Below are 13631 nucleotides of genomic sequence, written 5' to 3' on the forward strand. Positions count from 1 at the left end.
CGGCCTGTTGAACAGGTACGAATTGATGTTATGGATTTACGAGATGGAAGTACCTCAGACGACTCCTATTTTTGAGACGTCCAGAGCCTTACGTGCAAAGGCTCAGCGCGCGCCTGGAGTGGCACACGCCGGCCTTTTCGAGATTGATTGGAAGAGGAAAACGGACGGCCGGAATGTCCGGCCGTGTGAAGAAGTGTGAGGTTACGGCGCGATGGTCGCATCGCCTTCGATTGCGCCGCCGTAGTCGTTGATCGCGACGTAGTGCACTTTGCCGGCATGCACACCGTTCATCTGCGGCACTGCGATGATTTCCTGGCCGCGCGGCGCAACCATGCCGCCCTTGTCGTTCTTGTACGTCGCACTGTTGGACGTCACCGTAATCTCGCTGAACGACACGTGATACGCCGTCGGGTTCGACACGGCGAGCGCCTGCCCTTTGCCCTGCGGCGCCGGCACGACCTTCCAGTCGAGCAGGCGGGGCGCCTCGTCCGGCGTGCCGGGCAGCTTCGGCGGGCGCACGAACACCTTGATGCGCGTCCGATAGGCGAACTGCAGCGTGTTGGTGTCGGCCTTCGCATCGGCTTTGGGCGGCACGTCCAGCACGTTGAGCCAGTAGACCGCCTCGCGATCCTGCGGCAGTGCCTCGCCCGTGTACATGACGCGCAGCGTCTGCGACTTGCTCGCGTCCATGCGGAAAATCGGCGGCGTGATGACGAAAGGTGCTTTGCTGTCGCCCGGCTTCGCATCGGCGTTGCCGTCGTCCATCCAGACCTGGACCAGCGACGGCGTACGGCTGTCGTTATTCAGCTTGACGGTCACCTCGCGCTGATCCAGCGGGTACACAACCCGCGTGCCGCCAATCGTCACACTCGCCTGCGCCGCGCCGGCAAACAGCGCACACGCCAAACCCAGACCCGCCAGCACTCGACTCATCGCTTTCATCGCTTCACCCGCTTCACTTTTAGTCACGCATTTTCCGACGCCAAACCCGATCATGAAGGCGCTTGCCGATACAAGCGCCCTCCCGTCCTGCTTACTGGTACTGCATCGTGTACTGCACAGACGTATTGACACTGCCCGGCTGCGCCTTGCCCGTCGCGTAGTACTGCGCGAAGTAGTTCAATGTCGCTGCGCCACCCGAGATCGTCGCGCCGTTGTTGACGACGTCGTTGTTCGCGTTGGTCAGGATGCTGACCGGCTGCATCTGTGCGTTCAGCAGGCGGACTTCGACGTTCTGCGCAGGCGATGCGACGGACTGGTTGACGAGATAGCCGCTGCCCTGGTCGACGGTAGGACCGTTTTCGAAGCGCGCGACGGCCTTCGTTGCCGTGCCCGAGCAGCCGCTCAGCGCCAGCTGGATATCGCCGAGATTCGACGTGCCGGCAACCGCGCCGGCCGACGCCAGCGATCCGGCCGGAACCGTGGGCAGCGTCGTCGTCACGTTGGCGGGCGAACCGGCTGCCACGCCGTTGATCGAGCAGGTCGTATCCGAGACTGCGCCGTTGATCGTGATCGTGCCGTCGGCGGCATGCGCCTTCATCGACTGAAGACCGACGATGCCCATTGCAAGAATGACGGCGGCGGGGATGATACGTTTTTGCATTTTGAATGCTCCTGAAAAGATTGAACGAATGAAGCCTGTTTCGTGAAAACCAGCGGCGCTCTCTCGTGGATGCGTCGCACCGCTTACGCCGACTCGCTGCCGCCCAATCCAACTCATCGTGTGGCCGCGCTGACGATCAGCATGTAAAGAATCTTAAAAATGTCTCGATTCAGAATCTCTAAGACGACTCCGAAAGTAATGAGACAGCGACACGGAAACTCGCGTCGCGCGGAGTCAAATGCAGTAAGCGATTGAAGTGATTCGCGTCAGATTTTGAGAAATGCACCGGGTTTGCGGGACAGATCCAACGCATCGCGCCTATCGCTCGGTCTTCTCAAAATGAGCCGCCAGATGAAAAAAGCCCGAAGCACCCTCACGGGCGCTTCGGGCTTTGCCGAAGAAAAAAGATCGGAATGCGGAACGCTATGCGCCGCTGGCCTGATTCAACGTCAGATGCTTGGTTTCAGGCGCCCACGCAATCGACACGATCATGCCGACCAGCAACACCGCAGACAGCGCAAGCATCGTCCAGTGAAACCCGAGTTGCGCAATGCCGAGCGGCAGCAGAAACGTGCCGACGGCCGAACCGAGGCGGCTGCATGCAATCGCCAGGCCGACGCCGCACGCGCGCACTTCCGTCGGGAAGCACTCGGGCGGAAACACGCCGACCAGGTTCGAGAACGCCGACATCGTCAGTGTGAACACCGCGAACGCGACGATCATCCACAACGCCGCCGACTCCGGCAGCACGGCAAGCGCGAACAGCGACACGCACGTCACCGCGAACGAACCGATCAGGAACGCGCGGCGCGACAGCGCGATCGTCAGCCAGATGCCGAGCAGCGCGCCGACCACCAGAAAGCCGTTAAGCAGGAAGTCCGCGCCCGAGCCGTTGTCGAGATGAATCGCCTTGAGGATCGACGGCAGGAACGTGTAGATCGCGAAGTACGGGATCACGAGGCACACGAAGAACGCGCAGTTGAAGATCGTGCGGCGAATCAGGTCGCGCCTGAACAGACGCGCAAAGCCACCGGGCGCGTGCGCATGTTCGTCGTGCGCGCCATCGAGCGTCACGTTCGGGCCGAAGTACTTCAGCACGACGGCCTTCGCTTCTTCTACGCGTCCCTTGCCGTGCAGCCAGCGCGGCGATTCCGGCGTGCCGATGCGCATGAACAGCACGGCCAGAGCCGGCACACCCGCCGACGCGAGCAGCCAGCGCCACGCGTCAGGCGAAGCGTCCGCGTAGTACAGGCCGAGCACGTTCGCGACCACATAGCCGATCGTCCAGATCACGCTGAACGAGCCGAGCAGCGTGCCGCGATGCTTGCGCGGCGAGAACTCCGCGAGGATCGCGTGACCGACGGCGAAATCGCCGCCCATGCCGAAGCCGATCAGCACGCGCAGTGCGCACAGCATCGCCGGCGACGATACATAGAACTGCGCAAACGCCGCGATCGTGATGATGAGAAAGCTCAGCAGGAAAATGCGCTGGCGGCCCATCCGATCCGACAGCCAGCCGAAAATCAGGCTGCCGACGAAAATACCCATCAGCGCCGAGCTGCCGATCATGCCTTGCCAGAACGCATCGAGCGGCATCTGCTTGTTGAGCATCGCGAGCGCGTAGCCGATCGTGCCGAGCGCGTAGCCTTCCGTGAAATGCGCGCCGAATGTGAGCCCGGCGATCTTGACGTGGAACGCGTTGAGCGGAACGTCGTCGAGCGAGACGGTCTGTACGTTCGCGGGTTGCGCGTGAGCCTGCGCGGCAACGCGCGGGGATTGGGACGCGAGACCGGACGGCCGCGCGAGCAGGTCTTGATCGCTCAAGATGTCTCCTTCGTTTTATCGCGCGTCCCGTGGTTCGCGCCGGGACGCGTACTCCCTTGCCATCCGCCGCGCGTGACGGACGAAGCGTCGACGATCCGCCGACGGTCAGCGGCCGAGGCCGCCCATCATCATGTACTTCAGCTCGACGTATTCATCCATGCCGTACTTCGAGCCTTCGCGGCCGAGGCCCGATTGCTTGACGCCGCCGAACGGCGCGACTTCCGTCGAGATGATGCCCTCGTTGATACCGACCATGCCGCTTTCGAGCGCTTCCGCCACGCGCCACGCACGTGCGAGATCGCGCGTGTAGAAGTAGGCGGACAGACCGAACGGCGTGTCGTTCGCAGCCCGGATCGCTTCGTCTTCCGTCTTGAAGCGGAAACAGGCTGCCACGGGGCCGAAGGTTTCTTCGCCGGCGATCAGCATCGAGCGCGATGCGTCGACGAGCACGGTTGGTTCATAGAATGTGCCGCCGAGCGCGTGACGCTTGCCGCCCGTCAATGCGCGAGCGCCATGATTCAACGCATCCGCGACGTGCGCTTCGACTTTGGTCAAAGCCGCTTCGTTGATCAGCGGACCTTGCTCGACCTCGCCCTTCAGCGCATCGCCGACACGCATCTTCTTCACGGCTTCGGTCAGTGCCTGCGTAAAGGCATCATAGATGCCGTCCTGCACATAGAAGCGGTTCACGCACACGCAGGTTTGCCCGGTGTTGCGGAACTTCGACGCCATTGCGCCCTGCACGGCGGCGTCGATATCCGCGTCGTCGAACACGATGAACGGCGCGTTGCCGCCCAGTTCCAGCGAAAGCTTCTTCAACGTATCCGCCGACTGCTTCGCGAGCAGCTTGCCGACCCGCGTCGAACCCGTGAACGACAGCTTGCGCACAACCGGGGATTCCGTCAGCACGCCGCCGATCGCCACAGCGTCACCCGACACGATGTTGAACACGCCCGCCGGAATGCCCGCGCGCTCGGCGAGCACGGCCAGCGCGAATGCCGACAGCGGCGTTTCTTCCGAAGGCTTGAGTACCATCGTGCAGCCAGCCGCTAACGCGGGACCGGCTTTGCGCGTGATCATCGCGAGCGGGAAATTCCACGGCGTGATCGCCGCGACCACCCCGACAGGCTCGCGCGTGACGATGATCTTCGAATCGGGCTTCGGGCTCGGAATCACGTCGCCATAGCTGCGCTTCGCTTCTTCGGCGAACCACTCGAAGAAGCTCGCCGCATAGCCGACTTCGCCTTTTGCTTCCGCGAGCGGCTTGCCCTGCTCGCGCGTCATCAGTTCGGCGAGCGCATCACGATGTTCGAGCATCAACTCGCCCCAGCGCTTTACGCGTGCGCCGCGCTCTTTTGCCGTCAGCGCGCGCCAGGCGGGAAACGCGCGTTCGGCGGCGGCGATGGCTTGCGCCGTTTCCTGCGCGCCGCCCTTCGCGACGTTGGCGATCAACTCGCCCGTCGCCGGGTTGCGAACCGCGTAGGTGTTCGCGCTTTCGTACCACTCGCCGTTGATGTAGTGGCCTGTGCGGAGAAATTCGCTCATGCTGCTTTACCCAGATTGCCCGCGAGGTTGCCCGTTTCATCAGCGGCGAACACGCCTTGCGCCGGACGCGCATCGCGCGCGATGCGCTTGCCCGCCGTGTAGTCGTTGATCAAATCGCACGGCGTATAGTTGCGCTCCAGCTCGTGCAGTTCGTCTGCGTCGAGCTTCGTGTTCAGCGCGGCCAGCGCGCTGTCGAACTGCGCCGGTGTATCCGCGCCGACCAGCATGCTCGCGACGCCTTCATGCTGCAGCACCCACGCCTGCGCAATCTGCGCCGCCGATACGCCGCGCTTCGCCGCCACACGCGCCACCGATGCCGCGATCTCGCGCGACGCCACGTCGCCGTACATCTGCGAAGTGAAGAAGTCGGTCTGGTTGCGCGTCGATTGCAGATCGCTCGTCAGCAGGCCGCGTGCGAGCGGGCTGAACACCGATACGCCGACGCCCTGATCCTGGCAATACGGAATCATTTCGCGCTCTTCCTCGCGATACGCGAGGTTCAGCTGCAGCTGCATATTGATCGGCTTGTGCCAGCCGTTGCGCTCGCACACCTGCATGATCTTCGCGAACTGCCACGTGTACATCGTCGATACGCCAATGTAGCGAGCCTTGCCAGCGCACACGATATCGTTCAGTGCGCCCATCGTTTCTTCGACGGGCGTGTTCACGTCGAAGAAGTGCAGCATGTAGATATCGACGTAGTCCATGCCCAGACGCTTGAGCGATCCGTCGATGCCGTCCATCACGTGCTTGCGCGAATGGCCGCCCGCGTTCTGATACGTGCCCATGTCGTAGCCGACCTTGGTCGTCACGACGATCTCTTCACGGCGCGCGAGGCGCTTCAGAATGCGGCCGACCACTTCTTCGCCGACGCCTGTCGAGTAGAAGTCTGCAAGGTCGATAAAGTTGACGCCGGCTTCGAGCGCGTGACGCACGATCGGTTCGCTTTGCGCTTCATCGAAAATCCACGGCTTCCATTCCGGCGTGCCCATGTTCATCGTGCCGAGGCACAGGCGCGAAACCTTCAGGCCCGACTGACCGAGGCGAACGTATTCCATGTTGGATCTCCTGGCTTAGCGCTGCTTCGGCGTATAGAACGGATTCGAAACTTCGCGCGCGGCGGCGAACACTTCTTCCTTGTGCGGCAGGCCCTTCATCGCCGCGAGAATCGCGTTCTTGCATGCGCGGTAGTTGTTCTCGAAGACGGCGTCGAGATCGTCGGTCTTCGGGTTGACCCAGTTCGCCGACACGACGACCCAGTCGTTCTCCGCTTCGGGCGGCAGCGTGCCGTTTTCCAGCGACTCGGCGACCGCTTTCGCGATGCCGGCCTGCGATGCACCCCACGTCGCGTTGCCGTGGAAGTCGCCTTCGATCTGCGCCTTGTTCACGTACAGCGTCAGCGGCTTGGTCGGCACGCCCGGACGCGCGATCACCACGAACGGCGCGTGGCCCGCCGACGGCGTGGACAGTGCCGTCGCGAACGCCTGGCCAGCGGGGCCGCTGCGCGGACCGACCAGCACGTTGATGTGCGCGAGGTTCACGCCCGGGCCTTCGAATCCTTCGCCGATATACAGTTGCTTCTCAGTGGTGCTCATCTGTCCAGTTCCATCAGGTTGAGTGGGATGCGCTGATTGTGCTGGCCGAAAAGCGGGACGATGAAGCGATGTTTTGTGATCCGGGGTATGAGGCGGACTCAACTCCGGGTTTCCACCAAGTCATGACCGAAGCCATGCCAACGTTGAGGTGAGCGTTTTCGGGAACGGTGAACGACGGCGCGCAAGAGGCCGTTTTAAGAGCGCGCGGCGTTCGCAACGCATGCGCGCGCAACGTGGCTGGCTCTATTCGCGAAGGCTCGAAGACGCTCGTGTATCGAAAGCCCCAGACCCTTGCTGCATAAGGCTTTCAAGCAAACGACCACAGGCCTGAAAACGCGCTGCGCGAAGCGTGCATCGGCTGATCCGCGAGCCGGCGGCCGCGAACCCGGCGCGATCCTGTGAAGGATCAGCGCCAGTTCAACGAGGGAAAGGTGAGAGTTTTCGGGATTGCTGTACGGTGCGCTTAGCGAGTGCCGAATAACTCACTATTCGATCCACCGGGGGACAAGAAGGGACAAGAAAAAACAGGAAGAAGCGCAAGCGCGCCGATCGACGGGCGCAGGCGTCGGGCTTCATTCGTCGATCAGAAACTTCTCGCGATTCTTGCCCGCGAGCCAGCCCGGCGCGCGGCCACGTCCGCTCCAGGTTTCGCCCGTCTTCGGGTTGCGGTATTTCGGCGGCAGCGCGGGTTTGCGCGGCGCGCGTGCCGCCGCCTTGCTCGAGAATCCGAGTTCTTCCGCGGTGATGCCGTAGTCAACGATCTTCTGTTTGATATCAGCGATCGCCTGGGTCACTTCCTGTTCACGTGCCTGTTCCATCTCTTTCTGAAGCTTTTCGAGCTGGGCGGTCAGTTGTCTGTATGTGGCCATCTGGCGGGGTCTCCCTGGAAGGCGGTTCGGCAACTGAGACCGTACCAGACCTAAAAAGTGCCGGGTAGCAGTGCCGCGCTGTCAGACGTTCACGAGCACTGCGCTTCAATCACGTGGCTGTCATTCTTCGATTGCGTCGTAAAGGCGGCGCTCGAAATCGACCACCATGTCGAACGGTTCGACGGAGCGCCGCTGTATCAGCATCTGTCCGATCAGGTTTTCGACAGGATCGGCGAACCAGCTCGTGCCGAAGGCGCCAGGCCATCCAAACGATCCCGTCGAACGATAGCCGAGCGGCAACTGCTGCGCCGGATCGTCGACGATGGAAAGCCCGAGGCCGAAGCCCTGTCCCGACCACTTCACGTGTCCGATGGACGGCATGCGCCGCTGGTCGCGCGCGAGGAAGTTGGTGCGCATCAGGTCGACGGAACGATGCGACAGCAGACGTACATCGCCGACGCGGCCGCGTCCGAGCAGCAGCCGCGCGAACTGCAGATAGTCTTCCGCCGTCGACACCAGCCCGCCACCCCCGCTATGAAAGCGCTGCGGGTTGGCCCAGCGGCTCGCGGGCGGGCGGTCTTCAACCACGCGCCGACGCGTGTCGGGATCGATCGCATAGGCGGTCGCGAGGCGCGCAAGCTGCGCATCGGGCACCACGAACGCCGTGTCGCGCATGCCGAGCGGCTCGAAAATGCGCGTGCGGAAAAAGTCGCCGAGCGAGAGTCCGCTGATCCGATGGATGAGGACGCCGAGCACATCCGTCGCGATGCCGTAATGCCAGCGCGAGCCTGGGTGGAACATCAGCGGCAACGTCGCGATGCGTGCAAGCCACGCGTCGGGCTTGTCGGCCGACTCGAAGCCGTTGAACACCGACGCATACGCACCGGCGAGCGGTCCCGTCGACGTGAAGTGATACGCGAAGCCCGCGCGATGCGTAAGCAGATCGAGCACGGTGATCGGCGTGCGGGCCGGCTCGGTCTGTTCGAGCGAACCCGCGGCGTCGCGCAACACGCGCGGCGAGGCAAGCTCGGGCAGCCATTGCGCGACGGGCGCATCGAGCGTGAGGCGGTCTTCTTCGGCGAGCATCATGATCGCTGCGCTCGTCACCGGCTTGGTCATCGACGCGATGCGAAACAGCGTGTCATGCTGCATCGGCAGACGCTCGCCTTCATCTCGCCAGCCGCGCGCGTCGAACAGACCGATCTCGCCGTTGCGCCATGCAAGCGTGACGACGCCGGCCACTTCGCCGCGATCGATGTAGCCTTGCATCGCATCCGTCAATCGCGTGAGGCGCGCGGCCGAGAATCCTGCTCTGTGCATAGACAATCCCAGTGGGCAAGGCGGAACGCGCACCACGTGGCGGCGCTCAGCGCTTGAAACGAACTTCGAGTGCGTGCAGCGCGTCGCTGAGCTTCTGAACGCGCCTGATCTGCGACGGCACCAGCGCAGCAAGCGATACCGACTCGATGCGGTTGCGCCAGTATGACAGCGGAATCCCGTCGGCAGCAGAGATCCGCGAGATGACGTGCTCCAGATGCTCGATGTCCTTCTCGATCTGCTCGTGGTTCATTGCCTTCCCCGTCGTCCCTCGCAAGGCGTCATCGATTAGCACGAAATGTGCCGCGGGAAATCGACGGCCGCTCTCTCAATGTCGTTGTATGCCTGCACGCTTCCCGAAAAGCACATGAACAGTGCGTCTTCGTCGCAGCACCGCCGCATTCGCTGTCTAGACAATCTATACGAGGATATCGACGCGTTCCGTTGGGCGCCGCACGGAAGCGCCTCGCGCGATGCGTCAGCGCAACGCTCTTGCGTCGCGCGAAGTCACGTGCAGCGGCGGTTGTTCAATGGAGTGGAGAAATCGGCAAGCGTACGGGCCGATCTGCCCGAATGCCGAAACGAAGCAATGACGTTCGGGTCGATGCAGATGCATCGACCTCGACATGTAGCGTGGGATAGTCGAAGCGAGGTGCTTCGGAGCCGGCCGCGAGCGCGGCCGGAAAAGCGAATGCCTGGAATGCAGTGCGTCTTACTTTCCGCGGCACGCGTATAGAAGACTGCGCACGCCGTTCTCGGTTGTCGTGCGCATGGTATCGAACGCGCCGCCGCACATCGCCTGCGCCTGCTGCTCGCAGTTGTCCGAGCCTGCCGGGCATTGCACCAGCGTCGTCGGCCGGCCGTCCGGCGAGAACAGCGGCGGCGCGCTGCTGCACGCGGCGAGCGCGCCCGTCATCGCGAGAACGGCGGCAAGCGACGCGCCGCGAACCCAATGCGTCGCGCGAGCCGCAGATGTTTGACTGCGTTTCATGAAAATCCCCGTTGGCCACTTGTTTTTCGACGAACGGGATTGTGCCATGCCCGCCTTGCGTTGCGTTTATCGCGTCATTGAGGCTGTCTGTCGGGTTCCGCAAGGGTCTTGTAGGGCATCGGTCCATGCGTGCTCGTGCCGATCCGCACGAACACCTGTTCGACGTCGGGGATCGCTTCGAGTTGCTGCTGCAACGCGCGCCTGTCGAACGATGCGCCCGCGCAACCTTCCGCGTAGACGAAACGGCGCTGCACCGTGATCCACACACTCGTGCCGTCGAACGCATGCGCGTCCGTGAAGCGCACGCGAATCGCCTTGGCGATATCCGCGTCGTACATATACGAGTTCGGCTTCGTGCATTTGTGCGCGAGCCAGCAGGTCGTGCCGCGCTCCGCCCGATAGTGCGCATCGTCTTCCATCTGCGCGCGGGTCATCATCGGACCGAGCGGCACGGGGCAATCGGCGAGCGCATGCGAGAGCGCGAAGAACGGATCGCTGTACCAGTTGCGCCGCTCATCCGGCCCGCCCGCCGGCGACGCCTGCTGCGCATGCAACGGAACGCAGACTGCATTCGCGATGAACAGCACGATCCAGATGATCCAGCGTGTCATGACCGCATCTCCTTCGAGTTCGCCTGGTTGCAGGCACCACGATCGTACTGCGCAGCGGCGCTCGCGGCGAGCGCCACCCAAGTTGCGCGACGGTCACACGTCGATGCCGTACGCGGCGATCTTCTTGTAGAGCGTCGCGCGCCCCATGCCGATGCGGGCGGCCGCTTCCGTGACACGTCCATCGCAGGCGCGCAGTGCATCGTCGAGAAAGCGCTTTTCGAACGCCGCCATCGCGTCCGCCCACTGCTGCGGTTCCGATTCTGTCGATGCTCCGACCACCGCACGCTGCACGGGTGCCGGCGCCTCGTACGCGGCCTGCCCGCGCACGGGTCCGATGAACGGCGCAAGCGCGCGTGCGTCGATGCGTTCGCTGTCGGACAGCATCACCGCGCGCTCCAGCGTGTTGTGCAGTTCGCGCACGTTGCCGGGCCAGCCGTATGAACACAACAGACGCAGTGCATCGTCCTGCAGTTCGAAGTGGCTGCCGCGCACCTGCGTCGAGAGATCTTCGAGGATCGTATAGGCGAGCGCCTCGATATCCGTTTGCCGCTCGCGCAGCGGCGGCGCATGGATGGTCAGCACGTTGAGACGATAGAACAGATCCGGGCGGAAGCGTCCCTCGGCGACGAGCGCGGGCAAATCCGCCGAGGTCGCCGCAATGATCCGCACGTCGGCGCGCACGATGCGGTTCGAGCCGAGCGGCTCGAACTCGCGGTCCTGCAGCACGCGCAACAGCTTGCCTTGCAACGGCAGCGGCATGTCGCCGATCTCGTCGAGAAAGAGCGTGCCGCCATCGGCGAGTTCGAACTTGCCGACCCGGCCCTTGCGGTCCGCACCCGTATAGGCGCCCGCCGCCGCGCCGAAGAATTCGACTTCGAGCAAGGCGTCGGGAATCGCGGCAACGTTGACGGTGACGAGCGGCTTCGTCGAGCGTGAGGAGGCACCGTGGATCGCATGCGCGAGCAGTTCTTTCCCTGTGCCCGTTTCGCCGAGCAGCAGCACGGGCGAATCGACTTGCGATGCGCGCCGTGCCTGGCGCTTCACTTCGAGACTCGCGGCGCTCGTGCCGACGAAGCTCGCGAACGTATATTTCGCACGGCGCGCCTGCGCCAGCGACTGACGCGTCGCGATCAGTTCCTGCTGCACGCGCGAGTAGTGAGAGAAAAGCGGCGTGAGCGCCTTCATCTCGTCGAACAGCGCGAAGCCGACGGCGCCGACCGTCTTGCCTGCATCGTCCTTCAACGGCAGCCGCGTGACCACGAGCGGCTCGCGATCCGTTTCGAGAATGTCGAGCAGGATCGGCTTGCCCGTCATCACGACTTCGCGCATCAGGCTGTTCGGGATCACCGCTTCGCAGTCGCGGCCGATCGCCTGCTGCGGATCGGAAAAGCCGAAGCGGGCCGCGTAGCGCTTGTTGATCCACACGACGCGCGCGTCGGCATCGACGATGAAGGTGCCTTCGCTGAAGTTTTCGAATGTGCGGAAAAGCGAGTCCATCGCGCGACGCAGGACGTCGCTGTAGGTCGCGGGCAAGCCCGACCAGTCGTTCATCATGTTGACGCTGTCTCCTAGTATCCTACTTATAGTTTTTGTCTCAATTCGTAGACGGATTATCTCACGTACGAGACATGCAACACCCCCGTCAATTGGGGTATGCTTCGCCGCATCGACTTCGAAGGACAGAATTTTGTCTCTCTTTTGAGACGATTCTGTACTATCGTTCGAATCGACGCGTGACTTCCCTGCTGCTCAGGCCGGAGAAACCCGCGCGACGGTCTTGGCACGGAACCTGCATCGATGGGCGCCTGTCGCCGTGGCCCGCTCGCGCGCGTCAACGTAGAACAACCAAGTACTGGAGACTCAATTGGCTTTTGTCATCGTCCTCGCCGCCCTGGCGTTCCTGATGTTTGCCGCCTATCGCGGCTACAGCGTGATTCTCGTCGCGCCGATCGCCGCGCTCGGCGCGGTGCTGCTCGTCGAACCCGCCGCCGTCGCGCCCGTGTTTTCGGGCATCTTCATGGAGAAGATGGTCGTCTTCGTGAAGCTCTACTTCCCTGTGTTCCTGCTCGGCGCCGTGTTCGGCAAGGTGATCGAACTGTCGGGCTTCGCCGCGTCGATCGTGCATTCGGCCATCCGCTATATCGGCCGCTCGCGCGCCAACGCGGTGATCGTCGCCGTGTGCGCGCTGCTGACGTATGGCGGCGTGTCGCTGTTCGTGGTCGTGTTCGCGGTGTATCCGTTCGCGGCGGAGCTGTATCGCCAGAGCAATATTCCGAAGCGCCTGATGCCGGGTGCGATCGCGCTGGGCGCGTTCTCGTTCACGATGGATTCGCTGCCGGGCACGCCGCAGATCCAGAACATCATCCCGACGACGTTCTTCAAGACGACGGCATGGGCCGCGCCCGGTCTCGGTATCGCCGGTTCGCTGTTCATCATCATCGTGGGCCTGTCGTTCCTCGAATGGCGCCGCCGTTCGGCGATGGCCAAGGGCGAAGGCTACGGCACGTCGCTCCTCAACGAGCCGGAACCGATCGAAACCGACTCGCTGCCGCATCCGCTCCTCGCAATCGCACCGCTGGTTCTGGTCGGCGTCGCGAACTTCGTGCTGACGCGCATGATCCCCGAGTGGTACGGCGCAACCTACACCGTTGCCGCCGATGTGCTGCCGGGCAATCACACACCCGTGACGGCGACGATCAAGACCGTGGTCGCTATCTGGTCGGTGGAAGGCGCGTTGCTGCTGGGCATCCTGCTCGTCGTGCTGACGGCATTCGGCCGCGTGAAGGAGCGTTTTGCGTCGGGCACGAAGGCGGCTGTCGGCGGCGCGCTGCTCGCTTCGCTGAACACCGCTTCGGAATATGGCTTCGGTGGCGTGATTGCGGCGCTGCCCGGCTTCATCGTCGTGAGCGATGCGCTCAAGAGCATCCCGAATCCGCTCGTGAATGCGGCCGTTTCTGTCAGCTCGCTTGCAGGTATCACGGGCTCCGCTTCGGGCGGCATGAGCATCGCGCTGGCGGCGATGTCGGATCTGTTCATCAAGGGCGCGGAAGCTGCGCACATTCCGATGGACGTGCTGCATCGCGTGGTCGCGATGGCGAGCGGCGGTATGGATACGCTGCCGCACAACGGCGCAGTGATCACGCTGCTGGCCGTGACGGGATTGACGCACCGCGAGTCGTATCGCGACATCTTCGCGGTGACGGTCATCAAGACGCTGGCGGTGTTCTTCGTGATCGGGCTTTACTATGCGACGGGACTGGTTTAAGCCGTCGTTCA

Annotated in this window: 13 protein-coding genes; 1 reads left to right on the forward strand and 12 read right to left on the reverse strand. The window is 63.2% G+C overall.

The window, feature by feature from the left end; genetic code table 11:
- Positions 1-201: 201 nt before the first annotated feature.
- The 12 genes from G3N95_RS06205 to G3N95_RS06260 all read right to left on the reverse strand — a co-directional run bounded on the left by G3N95_RS06205 (position 202) and on the right by G3N95_RS06260 (position 11909).
- Positions 202-942 carry a fimbria/pilus periplasmic chaperone gene (locus G3N95_RS06205; protein WP_205969360.1) on the reverse strand — a complete coding sequence of 247 codons (741 nt, stop codon included), beginning with the start codon at positions 940-942 and terminating at the stop codon, positions 202-204.
- 91 nt (positions 943-1033) lie between these two features.
- Positions 1034-1603 carry a fimbrial protein gene (locus G3N95_RS06210; protein ID WP_205969127.1) on the reverse strand — a complete coding sequence of 190 codons (570 nt, stop codon included), beginning with the start codon at positions 1601-1603 and terminating at the stop codon, positions 1034-1036.
- Positions 1604-2026: 423 nt separating this feature from the next.
- Positions 2027-3427: an MFS transporter gene (locus tag G3N95_RS06215; RefSeq protein ID WP_205969128.1), complete on the reverse strand. Its 1401-nt coding sequence runs from the start codon at positions 3425-3427 to the stop codon at positions 2027-2029.
- A gap of 105 nt (positions 3428-3532) precedes the next feature.
- Positions 3533-4972 (reverse strand): NAD-dependent succinate-semialdehyde dehydrogenase, encoded by a 1440-nt coding sequence (locus G3N95_RS06220; protein ID WP_205969129.1) that lies wholly within the window; start codon positions 4970-4972, stop codon positions 3533-3535.
- The gene (locus G3N95_RS06225; RefSeq protein WP_205969130.1) at positions 4969-6030 is read right to left on the reverse strand and encodes an aldo/keto reductase; all 1062 of its coding nucleotides are present in this window, start codon (positions 6028-6030) and stop codon (positions 4969-4971) included. The genes G3N95_RS06220 and G3N95_RS06225 overlap by 4 nt, the downstream gene beginning before the upstream one ends.
- Before the next feature lie 15 nt (positions 6031-6045).
- Positions 6046-6567, reverse strand: a complete 522-nt coding sequence (fae, locus tag G3N95_RS06230) for a formaldehyde-activating enzyme (RefSeq protein ID WP_205969131.1) — start codon at positions 6565-6567, stop codon at positions 6046-6048.
- Positions 6568-7139: 572 nt separating this feature from the next.
- Positions 7140-7436: an H-NS histone family protein gene (locus G3N95_RS06235; RefSeq protein ID WP_205969132.1), complete on the reverse strand. Its 297-nt coding sequence runs from the start codon at positions 7434-7436 to the stop codon at positions 7140-7142.
- A gap of 120 nt (positions 7437-7556) precedes the next feature.
- The gene (locus G3N95_RS06240; protein WP_205969133.1) at positions 7557-8756 is read right to left on the reverse strand and encodes a serine hydrolase domain-containing protein; all 1200 of its coding nucleotides are present in this window, start codon (positions 8754-8756) and stop codon (positions 7557-7559) included.
- Positions 8757-8802: 46 nt separating this feature from the next.
- On the reverse strand, positions 8803-9006 hold the full coding sequence (locus tag G3N95_RS06245) for a hypothetical protein (protein WP_205969134.1): 204 nt from the start codon (positions 9004-9006) through the stop codon (positions 8803-8805).
- Positions 9007-9465: 459 nt separating this feature from the next.
- Positions 9466-9744 (reverse strand): hypothetical protein, encoded by a 279-nt coding sequence (locus G3N95_RS06250; protein WP_205969135.1) that lies wholly within the window; start codon positions 9742-9744, stop codon positions 9466-9468.
- 74 nt (positions 9745-9818) lie between these two features.
- Positions 9819-10355 carry a BON domain-containing protein gene (locus tag G3N95_RS06255; RefSeq protein ID WP_205969136.1) on the reverse strand — a complete coding sequence of 179 codons (537 nt, stop codon included), beginning with the start codon at positions 10353-10355 and terminating at the stop codon, positions 9819-9821.
- 93 nt (positions 10356-10448) lie between these two features.
- Positions 10449-11909 (reverse strand): sigma 54-interacting transcriptional regulator, encoded by a 1461-nt coding sequence (locus G3N95_RS06260; protein WP_205969137.1) that lies wholly within the window; start codon positions 11907-11909, stop codon positions 10449-10451.
- Between the two features lie 310 nt (positions 11910-12219).
- On the opposite strand from G3N95_RS06260, the gene G3N95_RS06265 reads away from it, so the two are divergent.
- Positions 12220-13620, forward strand: a complete 1401-nt coding sequence (locus tag G3N95_RS06265; protein WP_205969138.1) for a GntP family permease — start codon at positions 12220-12222, stop codon at positions 13618-13620.
- The last annotated feature ends 11 nt before the right edge of the window (positions 13621-13631 follow it).

Source organism: Paraburkholderia sp. Tr-20389 (genome assembly GCF_017104565.1).
Taxonomy (GTDB): Bacteria; Pseudomonadota; Gammaproteobacteria; order Burkholderiales; family Burkholderiaceae; genus Paraburkholderia.